The organism is Tsukamurella sp. TY48, from assembly GCF_019656655.1.
Taxonomy (GTDB): Bacteria; Actinomycetota; Actinomycetes; order Mycobacteriales; family Mycobacteriaceae; genus Tsukamurella; species Tsukamurella strandjordii.
The window spans coordinates 2333933-2349393 of record NZ_BPMV01000001.1 but is presented as its reverse complement, the minus strand read 5'-3'; the positions used below and the strand labels follow the sequence as shown (position 1 = coordinate 2349393).

At 70.4% G+C, this 15461-nt stretch carries 14 protein-coding genes; 6 read left to right on the top strand and 8 right to left on the bottom strand.

The window, feature by feature from the left end:
• Positions 1-10 precede the first annotated feature (10 nt).
• Genes TTY48_RS11415 through TTY48_RS11405 form a run of 3 tightly spaced genes read right to left on the bottom strand, consistent with a single transcriptional unit; the run spans position 11 to position 2364 of the window.
• Entirely contained in the window at positions 11-706 is a 696-nt protein-coding gene (locus TTY48_RS11415; protein WP_220657600.1) for a nuclear transport factor 2 family protein, read from the bottom strand.
• Complete coding sequence (locus TTY48_RS11410) at positions 707-1468, bottom strand: glucose 1-dehydrogenase (RefSeq protein ID WP_220657599.1); 762 nt, start codon at positions 1466-1468, stop codon at positions 707-709.
• A 5-nt stretch (positions 1469-1473) separates the two neighbouring features.
• Complete coding sequence (locus tag TTY48_RS11405) at positions 1474-2364, bottom strand: 3-oxoacyl-ACP reductase (protein ID WP_220657598.1); 891 nt, start codon at positions 2362-2364, stop codon at positions 1474-1476.
• A 122-nt stretch (positions 2365-2486) separates the two neighbouring features.
• On the opposite strand from TTY48_RS11405, the gene TTY48_RS11400 reads away from it, so the two are divergent.
• Genes TTY48_RS11400 through TTY48_RS11385 form a run of 4 tightly spaced genes read left to right on the top strand, consistent with a single transcriptional unit; the run spans position 2487 to position 7950 of the window.
• Positions 2487-3671 carry an acyl-CoA dehydrogenase family protein gene (locus TTY48_RS11400; RefSeq protein WP_220657597.1) on the top strand — a complete coding sequence of 395 codons (1185 nt, stop codon included), beginning with the start codon at positions 2487-2489 and terminating at the stop codon, positions 3669-3671.
• Between the two features lie 19 nt (positions 3672-3690).
• Positions 3691-4773, top strand: coding sequence for an acyl-CoA dehydrogenase family protein (locus tag TTY48_RS11395; protein ID WP_220657596.1), 1083 nt, complete (start codon positions 3691-3693; stop codon positions 4771-4773).
• Positions 4770-6413 (top strand): GMC family oxidoreductase, encoded by a 1644-nt coding sequence (locus tag TTY48_RS11390; protein ID WP_220657595.1) that lies wholly within the window; start codon positions 4770-4772, stop codon positions 6411-6413. The genes TTY48_RS11395 and TTY48_RS11390 overlap by 4 nt, the downstream gene beginning before the upstream one ends.
• A 7-nt stretch (positions 6414-6420) precedes the next feature.
• On the top strand, positions 6421-7950 hold the full coding sequence (locus TTY48_RS11385) for a long-chain-fatty-acid--CoA ligase (RefSeq protein ID WP_220657594.1): 1530 nt from the start codon (positions 6421-6423) through the stop codon (positions 7948-7950).
• Here the strand turns inward: TTY48_RS11385 and TTY48_RS11380 are convergent.
• Positions 7936-9528: an ATP-dependent DNA ligase gene (locus TTY48_RS11380; RefSeq protein WP_220657593.1), complete on the bottom strand. Its 1593-nt coding sequence runs from the start codon at positions 9526-9528 to the stop codon at positions 7936-7938. The two genes, TTY48_RS11385 and TTY48_RS11380, sit on opposite strands and share 15 nt — an antisense overlap.
• Before the next feature lie 63 nt (positions 9529-9591).
• Positions 9592-11172, bottom strand: coding sequence for a succinic semialdehyde dehydrogenase (locus tag TTY48_RS11375; protein WP_220657592.1), 1581 nt, complete (start codon positions 11170-11172; stop codon positions 9592-9594).
• Positions 11173-11229: 57 nt separating this feature from the next.
• Here TTY48_RS11375 and TTY48_RS11370 point away from each other — a divergent pair, with 57 nt between their 5' ends.
• A complete protein-coding gene (locus tag TTY48_RS11370; protein ID WP_220658554.1) occupies positions 11230-12237 on the top strand; it encodes an LLM class F420-dependent oxidoreductase in 1008 nt (335 codons plus the stop codon).
• On the opposite strand, the gene TTY48_RS11365 is transcribed toward TTY48_RS11370, so the two are convergent.
• The 3 genes from TTY48_RS11365 to TTY48_RS11355 are packed head-to-tail and all read right to left on the bottom strand — an operon-like array spanning position 12238 to position 14490.
• The gene (locus tag TTY48_RS11365) at positions 12238-12879 is read right to left on the bottom strand and encodes a hypothetical protein (RefSeq protein WP_220657591.1); all 642 of its coding nucleotides are present in this window, start codon (positions 12877-12879) and stop codon (positions 12238-12240) included. It lies immediately after the preceding gene.
• A gap of 5 nt (positions 12880-12884) precedes the next feature.
• On the bottom strand, positions 12885-13382 hold the full coding sequence (locus TTY48_RS11360) for a pyridoxamine 5'-phosphate oxidase family protein (protein WP_220657590.1): 498 nt from the start codon (positions 13380-13382) through the stop codon (positions 12885-12887).
• A gap of 4 nt (positions 13383-13386) precedes the next feature.
• Positions 13387-14490 carry a nitronate monooxygenase family protein gene (locus TTY48_RS11355; protein WP_220657589.1) on the bottom strand — a complete coding sequence of 368 codons (1104 nt, stop codon included), beginning with the start codon at positions 14488-14490 and terminating at the stop codon, positions 13387-13389.
• A 120-nt stretch (positions 14491-14610) separates the two neighbouring features.
• Between TTY48_RS11355 and TTY48_RS11350 the strand changes: the two genes are divergently transcribed.
• Positions 14611-15402 (top strand): crotonase/enoyl-CoA hydratase family protein, encoded by a 792-nt coding sequence (locus TTY48_RS11350; protein ID WP_220657588.1) that lies wholly within the window; start codon positions 14611-14613, stop codon positions 15400-15402.
• The last annotated feature ends 59 nt before the right edge of the window (positions 15403-15461 follow it).

Below are 15461 nucleotides of genomic sequence, written 5' to 3'. Positions count from 1 at the left end.
GCTAACGACGTTAAGTCGGGAAGTGGAGCCTGATGGCGGGGGACCCGGCGGCGGTAGGGGTGGTGGGGGTGAAGTCGACGAGGGCGAGGCCGCGCCGGGTGCCGTCGAAGACGGTGACGGTGACCATCGGTCCGGCGGCGAGGGCCTTGCCGGTTCGGAGCCCTTGCGCACGCAATAGCTCGACGGCGCGACGACGGCCCGCCGACCCGACGCCGCGCAGTCCCGCGAGGAAACCGGCCGCCGCCTGCACACCGAGAGTGCGGAAGAGCCTCGGCCCCAGGATGGTTCCCGCCGCCAGACCACGCGGTCCCGAACGCAGCAGTTGCGCGATCATTCCGCGCAGCTCCCAGTGCGCGTACAACCCCGCGATCCGCGCGGTGTCCCCCTCACCGACCACGGTGTAGCGCAGGTGCATCGGGATGTGCAGGGTGACACCGGTGCTCATGGTGGTGTGCACGGTGAGATCGCGGATCATGGTGCCCCCGTCGATCACATCGTGCTCCACGTCGAAGACGATCCGGTTCGGCGCGATGAACATGTCGTAGAACCGGCTGATCGCCTCAGACGTGGTCTGCGGGCGTGAGCCCACCGGGTCGTGCACCTGCCCGTCCGGGGCGAACAACGCCGTCCAGGCGGCCTTGTCGTGCGCGGCGACGGCGGCCGGCGAGGCCTCGACGACCGCGCGGATCGCTGCAGCCGAAGGCATTTACAGCTTCAGTGCGTGCGTCGCGGTGGCGCCACCGTCGGCGACGAACTCGGCGCCCGTGCTGTAGCTGCTCTCATCGGAGGCGAGGAACAGTACGAGCGAGGCGATCTCGTCGGCGGTGCCCTGCCGGCCGATCGGCAGGCGCTGCTTGAGCCAATCGGTGGGCGGCTCGTTGCCACCCAGCGCATCGGCCACCATCGCGGTGTCGATCATCCCGGGGTGCACGGAGTTGACGCGGATTCCGTACTGGCCCAGTTCCATCGCGGCGGACTTGGTCATTCCGCGGATCGCGAACTTGCTGGCGGTGTACGCGGTCAGGTACGGCATGCCGCCGAGCCCCTCGACCGAGGAGGTGTTCACGATCGATCCGCCGCCGGCGGCCTTCATCGGCTCGACCGCGGCGCGCATGCCGAGGAAGCAGCCGAACTGGTTGATCCGGATCACGCGCTCGTAGTCGGCCAGCGCGGTCTGCTCCAGGGCCGAGAAGAGCAGCACGCCCGCGTTGTTCACCAGGATGTCGAGGCCGCCGAAGGACTCCTGCACCGCGGAAACCGCGGAGGCCCAGTCGTCCTCGCTGGTCACATCGAGATGCCGGTACACCGCGGCGGGGCCGAGCTCGTCGGCGAGGGCCGCACCTTGCTCGTCGAGCACGTCACCGAACAGCACCTGCGCACCCTCGGCCACGAAGCGACGCACCACGGCGGCGCCCTGACCCCGTGCGGCGCCCGTGACCAGCGCCCGCTTCCCCTGTAGTCGCGCCATCACGATCACCCTTCCAGCTGTGCGGCGACGAACATGCGGTCGTCGCGGTCCGCGAAGTAGCCGCCCACGGCGGCCGCGAGATCGGCCTCGTCCCACTGACCCGATGCGGCGTCGAATCGCTGCTCCAGGCTGGGCGGCGCCATCAGCGCCACCATGCCGCCGTGCACCACGAACACCTGGCCGTTGATCTTCTCCGCCTCCGGACCGGCGAGGAAGCGCACGAACCGGGCGACGTGATCCACCGAGAGCGGGTCGACGGTGCCGTCGGGCGCGTCGCCGAAGACGCCCTCGGTCATGGCCGTCCGGGCGCGCGGGCAGATCGCGTTGGCGCGCACCCCGTACCGGCCGAGACCGCGGGCGGTGGCGATGGTGAGCGCCGCGATGCCGGCCTTCGCCGCGGCGTAGTTCGGCTGCCCCACGGAGCCGAACAGGAAGGCCTCCGACGAGGTGTTGATCACCCGGCCGTAGACCTCGCCGCCCGAGGCCTTCGCCGCATCGCGCCAGTACGCGGAGGCGTTGCGGGAGAGCAGGAAGTGGCCGCGCAGGTGCACGCGGACCACCGAATCGAACTCCTCGTCGGACATGGAGAAGATCATCTTGTCGCGGCAGAATCCGGCGTTGTTGACCACGATGTGCAGCCCGCCGAGGCCCTCGGCCGCCGCCATCAACGCATCGGCGGTCTCCCTGTCGCCCGAATCGCCGAGCACGAGTTCCGCGCGGCCGCCCTCGGCCCGGATCTGTTCGACCACGTCCTTCGCGGCCGGTGCCACATCGCCGACCACCACCGCGGCGCCGCCACGGGCCAGGGCCAGGGCCTCCGCCCGGCCGAGTCCGGCGCCCGCGCCGGTCACGATCGCCACCTTGCCGTCGAGGTTCGCCAGTGCGCCCTGCGTCATCGCGCCACCCTTCCCATGAGAACGTGTTCCATCGAACGATCCGCGATCGTTCACACCTGGGAAATTACCGGTATGGGCGCCGATTCGCTTCACTTTTCTAGAACTTGTTCTACAGTGGCGCCATGCGGATCGACCACACCCCGGAGCAGCGGGAGTTGCGCGCCACGCTCCGCGCCTACTTCGAGCAGCTCATGACGCCCGAACGGCGCGAGGCCATCATCGGCGGCCCCTCGGGAGAATACGGCGACGGCGAGGTCTACAAGGAGATCACGCGCAAACTCGGCCACGACGGCTGGCTCGCGATCGGCTGGCCCGAGGAGTACGGCGGGCAGAACCGCCCGATGCTCGACCAACTGATCTTCACCGACGAGGCCGCGATCGCCGGCGTGCCGGTGCCCTTCCTCACCGTGAACACCGTGGGCCCGGCCATCATGGCCGGAGGCACCGATGAGCAGAAGGCGCAGCTGCTGCCCGGCATCGCCGCGGGCGAGACCCACTTCTCCATCGGCTACTCCGAACCCGAGGCCGGCACCGACCTCGCCGCTCTGCGCACCCGCGCGGTGCGCGACGGCGACGACTACGTGATCAACGGCCAGAAGATGTGGACCTCGCTCATCGAGTACGCCGATTACATCTGGCTGGCCGCCCGCACCGACCCCGAGGCGACCCGGCACAAGGGCCTGTCGATCCTCATCGTGCCCACCGGCTCGGACGGCTTCTCCTGGACCAAGGTGCACACCGTGGCCGGCCCCGGGACCTCGGCCACCTACTACGAGGACGTGCGCGTCCCCGCGACCTCGCTGGTGGGCGAGCTGCACGGCGGCTGGAAACTGATCACCAACCAGCTCAATCACGAGCGGGTGGCCCTCACCTCGGCGGCGCCGCTGCTCGACTCCGAGCGTCAGGTGCGGCACTGGGCGCAGAACACCAAGCTGGCCGACGGTTCGCGGGTGATCGACGCGGAGTGGGTCCAGACGCATCTGGCCCGGGTGTACGCGCACGCGCAGTACCTCAAGCTGCGGAACTGGAAGATCGCATGGGCGGCCGATCACAGCGAGCTCGGTCCGGCCGACGCCTCCGCGACCAAGGTCTTCGGCACCGAGTACGCCACCGAGGGCTATCGCCTGCTGATGGAGGTGCTCGGCAGCGCCGGCATCATCCGCGCGAAATCGCCCGGCACGCTGCTCCGGGGCCGGATCGAGCGGCTGCACCGCAGCTCGCTGATCCTCACCTTCGGCGGCGGCACCAACGAGGTCCAGCGCGATCTGATCGCCGGCGCCGGACTCCACCTGCCCGTGAGCCGCTGAGACGCGAAAGAGGCATCGCATGGACTTCACCGTTCCCGAGGCGCAGGCCGATCTCGCCGCACTCACCCGGCGGATCACCGAGGACTGGGCCGCGAAGAATCCGCACCCCGGCGATTCGGGGCTCGACCGCGACCTGTGGGCCGTGCTCGCCCGGTCGGGCATCCTCGATGCGGCGTTGCCCGCGTCGATCGGCGGCGGCGCGCTCGGCATCACCGCGCACGCCGCGGTCCTCACCGAACTGGGCCGCACCGTGGCCCCCGCGCCCTACCTCGACTCGATCCTGGTGGGCGCCGAGACGATCGTCGAGTACGGCACACCCGCCCAGATCGAGCAGTGGGCGCTCCCCGTCCTGCGCGGCACGGATACCGTTGCCGCCGTCTTCGGCGACGACCACACCGGCTTCGTGGCGACGGTCGCGGGCGACGGCTGGCGGCTCAACGGCGCGCAGACCGCCGTCTCGTCCGCCGCCTTCGCCGACACCCTGCTGATCGAGGCCGATACGCCGGACGGGCCCGCCCTGTTCCTCGTCCCCCGGGATGCCCAGGGCATCAGCGTGACCCGCCAACACGTGGTGAACGGCACCGACACCGCCCTCGTCGAGGCCGCGGCCGCGCCGGTCCCCCGGGACGCCCGGCTGGTCGGCCAGGACGCTCCGGCCCGCGCACGACGCCTGGCCACCATCGGATGGTGCGCCTGGCAGGCCGGGGTCACCGAGCGCGCCCTGGAACTCACCGCCGAATACGCCCGTACCCGTGAGCAGTTCGGTAAGCAGATCGGCTCGTTCCAGGCCGTGCGGCAGCGCCTGGCCGATGCCTACATCGACGTGGAGGCGGTGCGCCTGACGGCACTGGAGGCGGCCTGGCGTGAAGCCGAGGGGTTGGACGCCGCCGCCGAGATCGCGACCGCCAAGTTCTGGGCGGCCGAGGCCGGACACCGGGTGGCGCACACCACCGTCCACGTGCACGGCGGCGTCGGCATCGACACCGAGCACCCCACCCACCGCTACTTCGTGGCCGCCAAGCGCGCCGAGTTCGCGCTCGGCGGGGCCACCGCACATCTCCGCGCCCTGGGCGCAATTCTCGCCGGAAGGAACCCCGCATGATCCGCAAGCTGTACAAGACCGCCACGGTCCCGCTGTCGAACTCCGAGACGGTCGATTACATCGTGGTCGGCTCGGGCAGCGCCGGCTCGGTGGTGGCGGGGCGGCTCGCCGACACCGGTGCCACCGTCGCGCTGCTGGAGGCCGGGCGGGCCGACAACACCCGGATGACGCAGGTGCCCGGCATGATCACCATGGTGCACACCGTGCCGCAGATGAAGGCGCGGGTGGCGTGGAAGCAGAACTCGGTACCGCAGAAGTTCGCCAACGACCGCACGATCCCCATGACCCGCGGCAAGATCCTCGGCGGGTCCAGCTCGATCAACGGCATGCTCTTCGTGCGCGGCAACCGGGCGAACTACGACTCCTGGGCCGACGAGGGGGCCAAGGGCTGGGACTACGAGGGCGTGCTGCCCGCGTTCAAGCGGCTGGAGAACTGGGAGGACGGTGCCAGCGACCTGCGCGGCAGCGGCGGCCCCATCGAGGTCACCCGCCAGCGGGACCTCACCGAGGCCACGAAGTCGTACATGGAGGCACTGTCCGGCACGCTCAACACGCCGCGGATCGAGGACTACAACGGTCCCTCCCAGGAGGGCGTGAGCGTCTTCCAGGAGAGCGCCGCGGGCGGCACTCGCTACAGCTCCGCGCAGGGCTACCTGCGCACCGCGCGCCCCAACCTGCGGGTGCACGTGAACGCGCACGTCAAGCGCGTGGTGATCGAGAACGGCCGGGCCACCGGCGTCGAGGTGCTCGAGGGCAGGGGCGTGCACACCATCCGCGCCAACCGCGAGGTGATCGTTTCGGCGGGCGTGATCGGCACCCCGCAGATCCTGATGCTCTCGGGTGTCGGACCGGCGGCGCACCTGCGCGAGAAGGGGATCGACGTCCAGGTCGACCTGCCCGTGGGGCAGAACCTGCACGATCACCTGTTCGTGCCCACCACCTTCCTGATGAAGGACGCCGTCAACAAGGGCACCCCCGCCTACTTCGCGAAGGGTCTTGCGGCGGAGGTCCGTAAGCCCGGCACCACGTGGATGGCGCGCACCGTCTTCGACGCGGTCGGCTTTGTCCGGACCTCCTTCGCCAAGGACATCCCCGATCTGCAGATCCACTGTCTCCCGTGGAACTACCCGGTCCCGAATCAGGACGCCGACAAGCTGCACATGGTCGATCCGCGCCCCGGCCTGACGATCCTGCCCACGCTCATCTACCCGAAAAGCCGCGGCGAACTGCGCTTGAACTCCGCCGATCCGCTCGACGCGCCGCTGATCGACCCGGCCTACCTCAGCGATCCGCAGGACACCGAGGTGCTGATGGAGGGCATCGGCATGGTCCGCGAGGTGATGAACCATCCCGCCGTGCGCGGCAAGGTGAGCGAGGAGTTCACGCCCGGTGCGGCGCTCAAGGACGATGCGGCGCTGCGACGCGAGCTACCCAACCGCGTGCACTCGGTGTACCACCCGGTGGGCACGTGCCGGATGGGCACCGATGAGCGTGCGGTGGTCGATCCGGAGCTGCGGGTGATCGGCATCGAGGGCCTGCGCGTGGCCGATGCGTCGATCATGCCCTCGATCACCGGCGGCAACACGAACGCACCGTCGTACATGATCGGCGAGATGTGCGCCCGGTTCCTGGGCGCCTGATCCGGCCGTGAGCATCGCCGACCTGCTGCTGGCCCGCGCCGATGATCCCGGCGTGGGCCTGCGGGCCGGCGATGCCTCGTGGACGTGGGCCGAGCACGTCGCCGATTCGGCGCGACGGTCCGCCGTCCTGGCCGAGCTGTTGCCCGACGGTGCGCCGCCGCACTTCGGGGTGCTCGCCGACAACGTTCCCGAGTTCTCGCTGTTGCTCGGTGCCGCCGCCCTGTCGGGCTCGGTCCTGGTGGGGCTCAATCCGACTCGCCGCGGTGCGGCTCTCGCCCGGGACATCGCGCTCGCCGACTGCCAGGTGGTCTTCACCTCGGGCCGGCACGCTGCGCTGCTCGACGGGCTCGATCTCGGTGTCCCCGTGATCGATCTCGACGGTCCCGCGTGGGCGACCCTGGTGGACCGCGAGGCCGCAGCGCCGGGGGCCGCCTTCGGACCGGATCGGCTCCTGGCCCTGGTGTTCACCTCGGGCACCAGCGGCGAGCCGAAGGCGGTGCAGGCCACCCACGGCAAGTTCGAGGGCGCGGGCGTGATGCTCGCGCAACGCTTCGGCCTCACCGGCGACGACGTCGCGTACATCTCGATGCCGATGTTCCACTCCAATGCACTGCTCGCGGGCTGGGCGGTCGCGCTCGCCGCCGGTGCGACGATCGCGCTGGCGGAACGGTTCTCCGCGAGCGGATTCCTCGCCGACGTACGCCGCTACGGCGCCACCTACGCCAACTACGTGGGCACGCCCCTGTCGTACATCCTGGCCACCCCGGAGCGGCCGGACGATGCCGACAACCCGCTGCGCGTGCTCTACGGCAACGAGGGCCGGTCCGACGACATCGCCGCCTTCGCGCGACGATTCGGCTGCCACGTTCAGGACGGCTACGGTTCCTCGGAGAACGGCGTCGCGATCGCCCGCACCCCGGACACGCCGCCGTCGGCGCTCGGACCGCTGCCGCCGGGCATCGCCGTGTGGAAGCCGGAGACCTCGATCGAATGCCCGCGCGCGGAGATCGGCGCCGACGGTGCGGTGCTCAATCCCGACGAGGCGATCGGCGAGCTGGTGAACACCGCGGGTACGGGCGGATTCTCGGGCTACTACAAGGATCCCGCCGCCGAGGCCGCGCGTTCGGCCGGCGGCGTGTACCGCACGGGCGATCTCGCCTACGTCGATGCGGCGGGTTTCGTGTACTTCGCTGGCCGCACCGGCGATTGGATGCGGGTGGGCGGCGAGAACCTCGGCGCGGCCCCGATCGAGCGGGTGCTGTTGCGGCATCCGTCGATCGCGGAGGCCGCGGTGTACGGCCTGCCGGACCGGGTGGGCGAGCAGGTGGCCGCCGCGATCGTGCTCGCGCCCGGGGCCGAGCTGACGCCGGATCAGATCGACGGATTCCTCGCCGCGCAGCCCGATCTCGGTCCGCGGCAGCGGCCCCGGCGGCTGCGCATCGTCGACGAACTACCGCGCACCCCGTCGTTCAAGGTGCTCAAGCGGGCCCTGCGGTCCGACGGGATCGCGGCGACGGTGCCGCTATCCGGGCAGTAGGGCGCGCACCGCATCGATGGTGTCGGCCTCGGCCGCGGTCTTATCGGGCCGGTACCGGAGCACGCGCGCGAACCGCAGGGCGACGCCGCCGGGGTAGCGGCGGGAGCGCTGCACCCCGTCGAGCTCGATCTCGACCACGATCTCCGGCTGGAGGTACACGGTGTGCTCATCGCGGTGGGCGCCGGGAGCGGAGCGAGCGGGCCCGGTGTGATCGGCACCGGAATCGGCCCCGAGGGTCTCGGATCGCTGGTGCTTCGGGAATTCCTCGGTCTGCCAGCGCAGCAGCGCATCGGTGAGTCCCTTGAAGGTCTTGCCCACCATGATCGGCTCGCCACCGTCCGGATCGCGGGCACCCAGGTGCAGGTTCGAGAGCATCCCGGTGCGCCGGCCGTACCCCCATTCCGCGCCCAGCACCACGAGATCGAGCGTGTACGACTGCTTCACCTTCTGCCAGGCGCGGCCCCGCCGCCCCGCGGCGTAGGGCGAGTCCAGGGCCTTGACCATCACGCCCTCGTGCCCCGCCGCGAGGGCCGCCGCCAGGTGCGTGGCGGCCTCCTCCGCCGACGGACGGGTCAGCGCGGGGATGCGCAGCTCGCCCGCCACCCGATCGAGCGCCTCCAGGCGCACGGACAGGGGCTCGTCGAGCAGGTCGCGGCCGTCGAGGTGCAGGCAGTCGAAGAAGAAGGGCCGCAACACGGAGCTCTCGTCCGTCCCGGACTCCGTGGAGCCGAACCGACTCATCGTCTCCTGGAAGGGCCGCGGCCGCCCCGCGTCGGTGAGCGCGAGGGATTCACCGTCGAGCACCACGGAGGTGCACGGCAGCGCCAAGGCGACCGCGACGATCTCGGGCACCGCAGCGGTGATATCGCGCAGCGTGCGGGTGTACACGCGCACCGCATCGCGGTCGCGGTGCACCTGGATCCGCGCGCCGTCGAGCTTGAACTCCACGCTCACGTCCGGCCCCAGGTCGGCCAGTGCCGCGGGCAGATCCGCGGCGGGCGAGGCCAGCATCGGCGACACCCCGCGCAGCACCTCCAGACCGAATCCCGCCAGCGCGTCCTCCCCGCCGGACAGTGCGGCCGCCGCGGTCTCCGGCAGCGAGCCCGAGAGCATCGCGGCGCGGCGGACCGTGGCCAGCGGCACTCCCGTCGCGCGGGCCACGGCGTCGGTCATCACCCCGGCGAGCGCCCCGTGCCGCACTTCGCCGGTGATCAGGCCGATCAGCAGCCGCCGTTCCTCGGCGGTCGCGCGGCCGAACAGCGCCGTGAGCAGTTCACTGCGCCGCGCCACCGAACCCGTGCCCGCCGTGCCCGCGAGCTCGTCGAAGGCGGAGGAGACCTCCGCCACGGTGAGCGACGGGTCGGCCGCGGGCGGCTGCTGGTCGACGATCTTCGCCACCCCGCGCCACCCGGTGCCCAGGCGTTCCTGCAGCAGTGTGCCGGACAACCACGCCACCACGGGGCGCACGTCCGCAGCGTCGGCACCGCGGAGCAGCCGGGCGAGCGTCTCGATCTTGGCGGTGCGGGCACGGGTCTGCCCGACCTCGGTGGATGCGGCGACGACCTCGGTGAACAGCACCCCTCGATTGTGGCGCAGCCGTCCGACAAACTGGGCGCGAGGACAGCGCGAGGCCGGGTTCGATCAGCGGATGCGGAGCTTGCGCATCAGGCGCAGCACCTGGATCGTCTGCTTCGCGTACTGGGTATACGTCTGGCCGGGGCGCACCCCGTAGACCTGCTTCTTGAGGGTCGCGAGGTTGGTGGTGTCGGTGTACTTGAGCAGTCCGGCATCGCCGTGGCGCACACCCACGCCGGAGGCCTTCCAACCGCCCGACGGGGTGCCCTTGCTCGCGAAGGACGCCGCGAAACCGTCGTTGATGTTCACGTTCCCGGCCTCGAGCTGCGCACCGATGCGGGCAGCGCGGCGCAGGTCCTTGGCCCACACGCTGGCGTTGAGGCCGTAGCGGGTGTCGTTGGCCAGGCGCACCGCCTCCTCGTCGGTGGAGTACCGGAACAGGGAGACCACGGGGCCGAAGGTCTCGGCGGTGGCGAGGTGCATATCGGGTGTGACGCCGGTGAGCACCGTGGGCGCGTAGAAGGCAGGGCCGACATCGGTGCGGGCCCGGCCGCCGCAGAGAACGGTGGCGCCCTTGGCGCGGGCGTCCTCGACGTGCGCGGAGACGCGTCGCAGTTGGTCGGGCGAGGCGAGCGAGCCCATATCGGGTTCGTAGTCGTAGGTGGCGCCCAGGCTCAGCGCGCCGGCGGCGGCGACGAAACGGCGGGAGAACTCGTCGAAGATGCTGTCGTGGATGTACATCCGCTCGATGTGCATGCAGGCCTGGCCCGCGTTGGCGAAGACGGCGAAGATGGCGCTGGTGACGGCCTCGTCGAGGTCGACGTCGTCGAGCACGATCATCGGGTTCTTGCCGCCGAGCTCGAGGCTGCAGCCGATCAGGTTCTTGCCGGCCCGCTCACCGACCGTGGCGCCGGTGGCACTGGACCCGGTGAACATCACGAAGTCGGATTCGTCGATCAGCGTGGGGCCCACGTCCGGCCCCTGCCCGCAGACCACCTGGAACAGCCCCTCGGGGGCGCCGGCGCGGCGCAGCAGCTCGACCCCGTAGAGGGCGGCGAGAGCGGTCTTGTTGTCGGGCTTGAGCACCACGCCGTTGCCCGCGATGAGGGCCGGGATGGCATCGGAGAGGGCCATCGCGAACGGGAAGTTCCACGGCGCGATCACGCCGATCACGCCCTTGGGGCGGTGCAGCTCCACCGAATTGCTGAGCACCGGCACGGGGCCGCCGCGGCGGCGGGAACGCAGCAGCCGGGGCGCCGCCTTGAGGTAGTGGCTGATCACCATGGGGACGTCGCAGGACTCCTCGAAGGCCATCCGCCGGTTCTTGCCGGTGCCGCTCTGGATCAGGTCGACCAGCAGCTCGTTGTTCTCGAGGATCAGCTCGTGCAGCCGCTTGAACACGGCGAGCCGCTGTTCCAGCGGGCGCTGCGCCCACTCCTGCTGGGCCGTGCGCGCGGTCTCGAAGGCCGCGGTGACGTCGGCCGGGGTGGACTGTGGGAGCGGCCCGATCGGTGCGCCGGTGAACACCTCGATCATCGGGAAGGCCTCGCGGCTGCCGTCCGCGACGACGAGTGCGGTGAGACTCCCGATCACCTCATCGGTGATGCGCGGGGGCAGGGTGTTGCGGAGCTGTGTGGGCGAAGCCATACCGAACTGTAACCCAAATCCTAGAACTTGTTCTAGATTCGGGTGATGGTCAACGATCTGAACGTAGGGCTGAACCTCGGCTATTGGACCCGCGGTCCCGAGGACCACACCGAGGCGGTGATCGCCGCCGACGAGCTGGGCTACGACTACGCCTTCACCGCGGAGGCCTACGGCTCGGACGCCTTCTCCACACTGGCCTGGTACGGGTCGCGGACCACGCGGATCAAACTGGGCACCGCGGTGGCCCAGATCCCCGCGCGCACGCCGACGGCCACGGCGATGCACGCCCTGACGATCGACGGACTGTCCGGTGGCCGGATGGTGCTCGGCCTCGGCGCATCGGGGCCGCAGGTGGCCGAGGGCTGGTACGGCAACCCCTTCCCCAAGCCGCTGGCCCGCACCCGCGAGTACATCGACATCGTGCGCCGGGTGATCGCCCGCGAGGAGCCCGTGACCAGCGCCGGACCGCACTATCCGCTGCCCTACCCGGGCGGCACCGGCCTCGGCAAACCGCTCAAATCGATCGCCCTCCCGGTGCGGCCCCGCATCCCGATCTTCCTCGGCGCGGAGGGCCCGAAGAACGTGGCGCTCTCGGCCGAGATCGCCGACGGCTGGCTGCCGCTGTTCATCGACCCCGCCCAGGTGGACTCCATCTACGGACAGTCGCTGGCCGGCCGCCCCGAGGGTTTCGAGATCGCCGCGACCGTCTCGGTGATCGTCTCCGACGATCTGGACGCGGCACTCACCCAGGCCAAGGTCCCGCTCGCCTTCTACATCGGCGGCATGGGGCACAAGTCCACCAATTTCCATCTCGACCTCATCGGCCGTCTGGGCTACGCCGACGCCGCCGTCGCGGTGCAGGAGAAGTTCCTCGCGGGAGATCGGGCCGGGGCCGTGGCCGCGGTCCCCGACGAGCTCGCCGATTCGATCACCCTGGTGGGCCCCATCGAGCGGATCGCGGAGCGGTTGCAGCTCTGGCGGGACAGCCCCGTCACCACGGTGCTGTTCAGTGGCGTGCGCGACGAGCCCACGCTTCGGAAGCTGATCGAGGCCGCGCGCGGGTAGTCAGCGGCGGCCGAAGGTCAGCGCCAGGTCCCACGGGTCCAGCCCCCATCGACCGATCGCCTCGGACATCAACAGCGGTACCGCGGCGATCGTCTCGGGGTTCAGGGGTGCGCTCATGGTCGCGCTCGGGCAGTCGCCCTCGAGGAACGCCGCCCACAGCAGCGAATCCTCGGGCGGCGGTTCCGCTTCGACGACGATGGCGTGGTCGGCACCGTCGGGCAGCACGGCGAACAGGCACAGCGGCGCGAGACCCGGGCCCTGCGCTCCGGGGCCGATCACCAGGAACTCGTAGGTGTCCACGCAATGCTGGACGGCCCGGGCCAACAGCTCGCCGAAATCCTCCCGCGTGCCCCGCGAGGGACGTTTGGCCTCACGCAGTTCCACCGTCTGCGCGGCCATCGTGAGGCCGCCGGCGGTCTGCACGGGCAGCCGCGGGCGCACGATCAATGCACCGTCGGTGAGCTCCGCGCTCTCCCGGAAGTGCGACTCCGACAAGGCCGTCCGACCGAGCCGGCCGGTGCCCTGGGTATCGCGCAACCAGGCATCGTCGGGCACCGCCCACAGCCGGTCGGTCCCATCGTCCGACCACGTGCGAACCAGCCCACCGACGCACGGGCTCAATTGCACCTCGATACCGGACACGGGCGTCAGAGGTACTGGGCGGTGTTGCCGCTCACGGGCATCGGGGGCATCCCCAGTTTGCGATGGTCCCAGCTGCGGGTGCGCGCGGTACGCAGCCGCACGGCGACGCGCTTGTTCATCATGGCATCGATCGCGGGCTTGAGCTCCTCGGTGTACGGACCGAAATAGCGCTCATAGACCTGCTCGCACACCGCACGCACCGTCGCCTCGTCCTCGACGATCTCCGCGGTGCCCTCGATGGCGATGCCGCGCAACTGGTCGTAGGAGTCGCCGGTCTCGATCGAGGCGCTCATCACCGGATTGCGGCGAAGGTTCACCACCTTCTGCGATTTGGCCTTGGTCTCGATCCACAGATCGCCGTCGATCACGGCGTACCACATGGCCACCAGGTGCGGAGCGCCGCTCGCGCCCACGGTGGCGATGGTCGCGGTGCGGCTCCGGTCGAGGAACTCGGCGATCTCCGCCTCGCTCATCTGGATCTGGCCGCGCTGATTGGTTCCCATGACGTCAGCGTGCCAGGTTCAGGCGCTCGACGGAATCGTCGAACTCGCCGACCAGTTCGGCCATGATTTCCGCGACCGGTCGCACGGCGTTCATCCGGCCCACGATCTGTCCCACGGGCATCGCCACCACGGACGGATCGCCCGATGCGCTGATCCGCTTGTGCGCCTCGCCCACCAGCAGGTTCTGCAGGGGCATGGGCAGGGCCGACGGTGCGCCGGCCTGCTCCCAGGCCTGCGTCCACCGGGTCTTGAGCAGGCGGGCCGGCTTCCCGGAGAAGATCCGGGTGCGCACCGTATCGGCGGAGGTCGCGGCCACCAGCGCGTCCTGCATGGTCTGCGACTTGGTGTGCGTCTCCAGGTATTCGGTGGTGGTGAGCCAGTAGGAGCCCATCCACACCCCGTCGGCGCCGAGCGCGAGCGCCGCGGCGATCTGCCGGCCGGAGCCGATCCCGCCGGCCGCCACCACCGTGGCCTCGTCGCCCACGACGTCCACGATCTCGGGGAGCAGCACCATGGAGGCGATCTCACCGGTGTGACCACCCGCCTCGTAGCCCTGAGCGATCACGATGTCGACGCCGCTGTCGACGTGCGCGCGGGCGTGGGTCGCGCGGCCGGCCAGTGCGGCCACCTGCACACCCTTGTCGTGCGCCGCCACGATCACATCGTCCGGCGGGGATCCGAGGGCGTTGGCGATCAGGGCGATGCGGTGCTTGAGTGCCACCTCCACGTGTGAGCGCGCCACCGAGTGCAACCAGCCGAGTACCCCGGCGCCGGCCTCACCCTCGGGCAGCTCCGGCACGCCGAGTTCGCGGAGCGTGCGTTCGACGAAGGCGCGGTGCTCCTCCGGGATCAACTCGGTGAGGTCGCCCGCCGAACCCTCCGTGGGTACCTTGTTCGGCATCACGATGTCCACGCCGTACGGGCGACCGCCGGTATTGGCGTCCATCCAGTCGAGCACGGCGTCCAGCTCGTCGGGATCGTTGAACCGCACACAGCCCAGCACGCCGAGCCCGCCGGCCCGGGAAACGGCGGCGGCCACGTGTTCCGACGGGGTGAACGCGATGATCGGGTACTCGATGCCCAGATCGTCACACAGGGGTGTGCGCATGTGATTCCTCCTGAAGAGAGCTTTCCACCAAACTAGAACGTGTTACTGTCTGGCGAAGCGGAATCTCCGCATTCCCATCGATCCCGGTCCGGGAGCTCTCGCCTGACAAAGGAGCGCGCCATGTCCGACGCCCCGCACGCCCTCGTCGAACAGCGCGGCCACACGCTGATCATCACGATGAACCGGCCGCACGCCAAGAACGCCCTGACCGGCGAGATGCTGCGGATCATGACCGAATCCTGGGATCGGATCGACACCGATCCCGAGATCCGCAGTGCCATCCTCACCGGCGCCGCCGGCGCCTTCTGCGCCGGCGCCGATCTGAAGAACATGGCGAAATCGAATCCGGGCGACACCATGTCCAGCGGCGGCTTCGATCCCGCCCGCATCCCCGGCCTGATCAAGGGACGCCGCCCCAGCAAACCGCTGATCGCGGCGGTGGAGGGGGCGGCCATCGCGGGCGGAACGGAACTGTTGCAGGGCACCGATATCCGGGTGGCGGGCGAGAGCGCGCGGTTCGGCGTCTCGGAGGCGAAGTGGAGCCTGTTCCCGATGGGCGGCTCCGCCGTCCGGCTGCCGCGGCAGATCCCGTACACCGTGGCCGCCGATCTGCTGCTCACCGGCCGGCACATCACCGCGTCCGAGGCCCTGGAGTACGGCCTCGTCGGCCACGTGGTGCCCGACGGCTCGGCCCTCGACAAGGCGCTCGAACTCGCGGAGCTGGTGAACGCCAACGGACCGCTGGCCGTGCAGGCCATCCTGCGGACCATGCGCGAGACCGAGGGCATGCACGAGGAGGAGGCCTTCAAGATCGACGCGGCGCTCGGCCTCGCGGTCTTCAAGTCCGAGGATTCCAAAGAGGGCCCGCGCGCCTTCGCCGAGAAGCGCAAGCCCGTCTTCCACGGCCGCTAGCCGCGCACCGTCGCCCCTCCCTCGCTGACTTAACTGCGTTAGCCCACACGAATCCCGAG

Excerpts from the sequence above, each read along its gene's own strand:
- TTY48_RS11400 (WP_220657597.1), top strand. The coding sequence starts at position 2,487 with ATGCGGATCGACCACACCCCGGAGCAGCGGGAGTTGCGCGCCACGCTC.
- TTY48_RS11410 (WP_220657599.1), bottom strand. The coding sequence starts at position 1,468 with ATGGCGCGACTACAGGGGAAGCGGGCGCTGGTCACGGGCGCCGCACGG.
- TTY48_RS11375 (WP_220657592.1), bottom strand. The coding sequence starts at position 11,172 with ATGGCTTCGCCCACACAGCTCCGCAACACCCTGCCCCCGCGCATCACC.
- TTY48_RS11405 (WP_220657598.1), bottom strand. The coding sequence starts at position 2,364 with ATGACGCAGGGCGCACTGGCGAACCTCGACGGCAAGGTGGCGATCGTG.
- TTY48_RS11355 (WP_220657589.1), bottom strand. The coding sequence starts at position 14,490 with ATGCGCACACCCCTGTGTGACGATCTGGGCATCGAGTACCCGATCATC.
- TTY48_RS11390 (WP_220657595.1), top strand. The coding sequence starts at position 4,770 with ATGATCCGCAAGCTGTACAAGACCGCCACGGTCCCGCTGTCGAACTCC.
- TTY48_RS11350 (WP_220657588.1), top strand. The coding sequence starts at position 14,611 with ATGTCCGACGCCCCGCACGCCCTCGTCGAACAGCGCGGCCACACGCTG.
- TTY48_RS11395 (WP_220657596.1), top strand. The coding sequence starts at position 3,691 with ATGGACTTCACCGTTCCCGAGGCGCAGGCCGATCTCGCCGCACTCACC.
- TTY48_RS11415 (WP_220657600.1), bottom strand. The coding sequence starts at position 706 with ATGCCTTCGGCTGCAGCGATCCGCGCGGTCGTCGAGGCCTCGCCGGCC.
- TTY48_RS11360 (WP_220657590.1), bottom strand. The coding sequence starts at position 13,382 with ATGGGAACCAATCAGCGCGGCCAGATCCAGATGAGCGAGGCGGAGATC.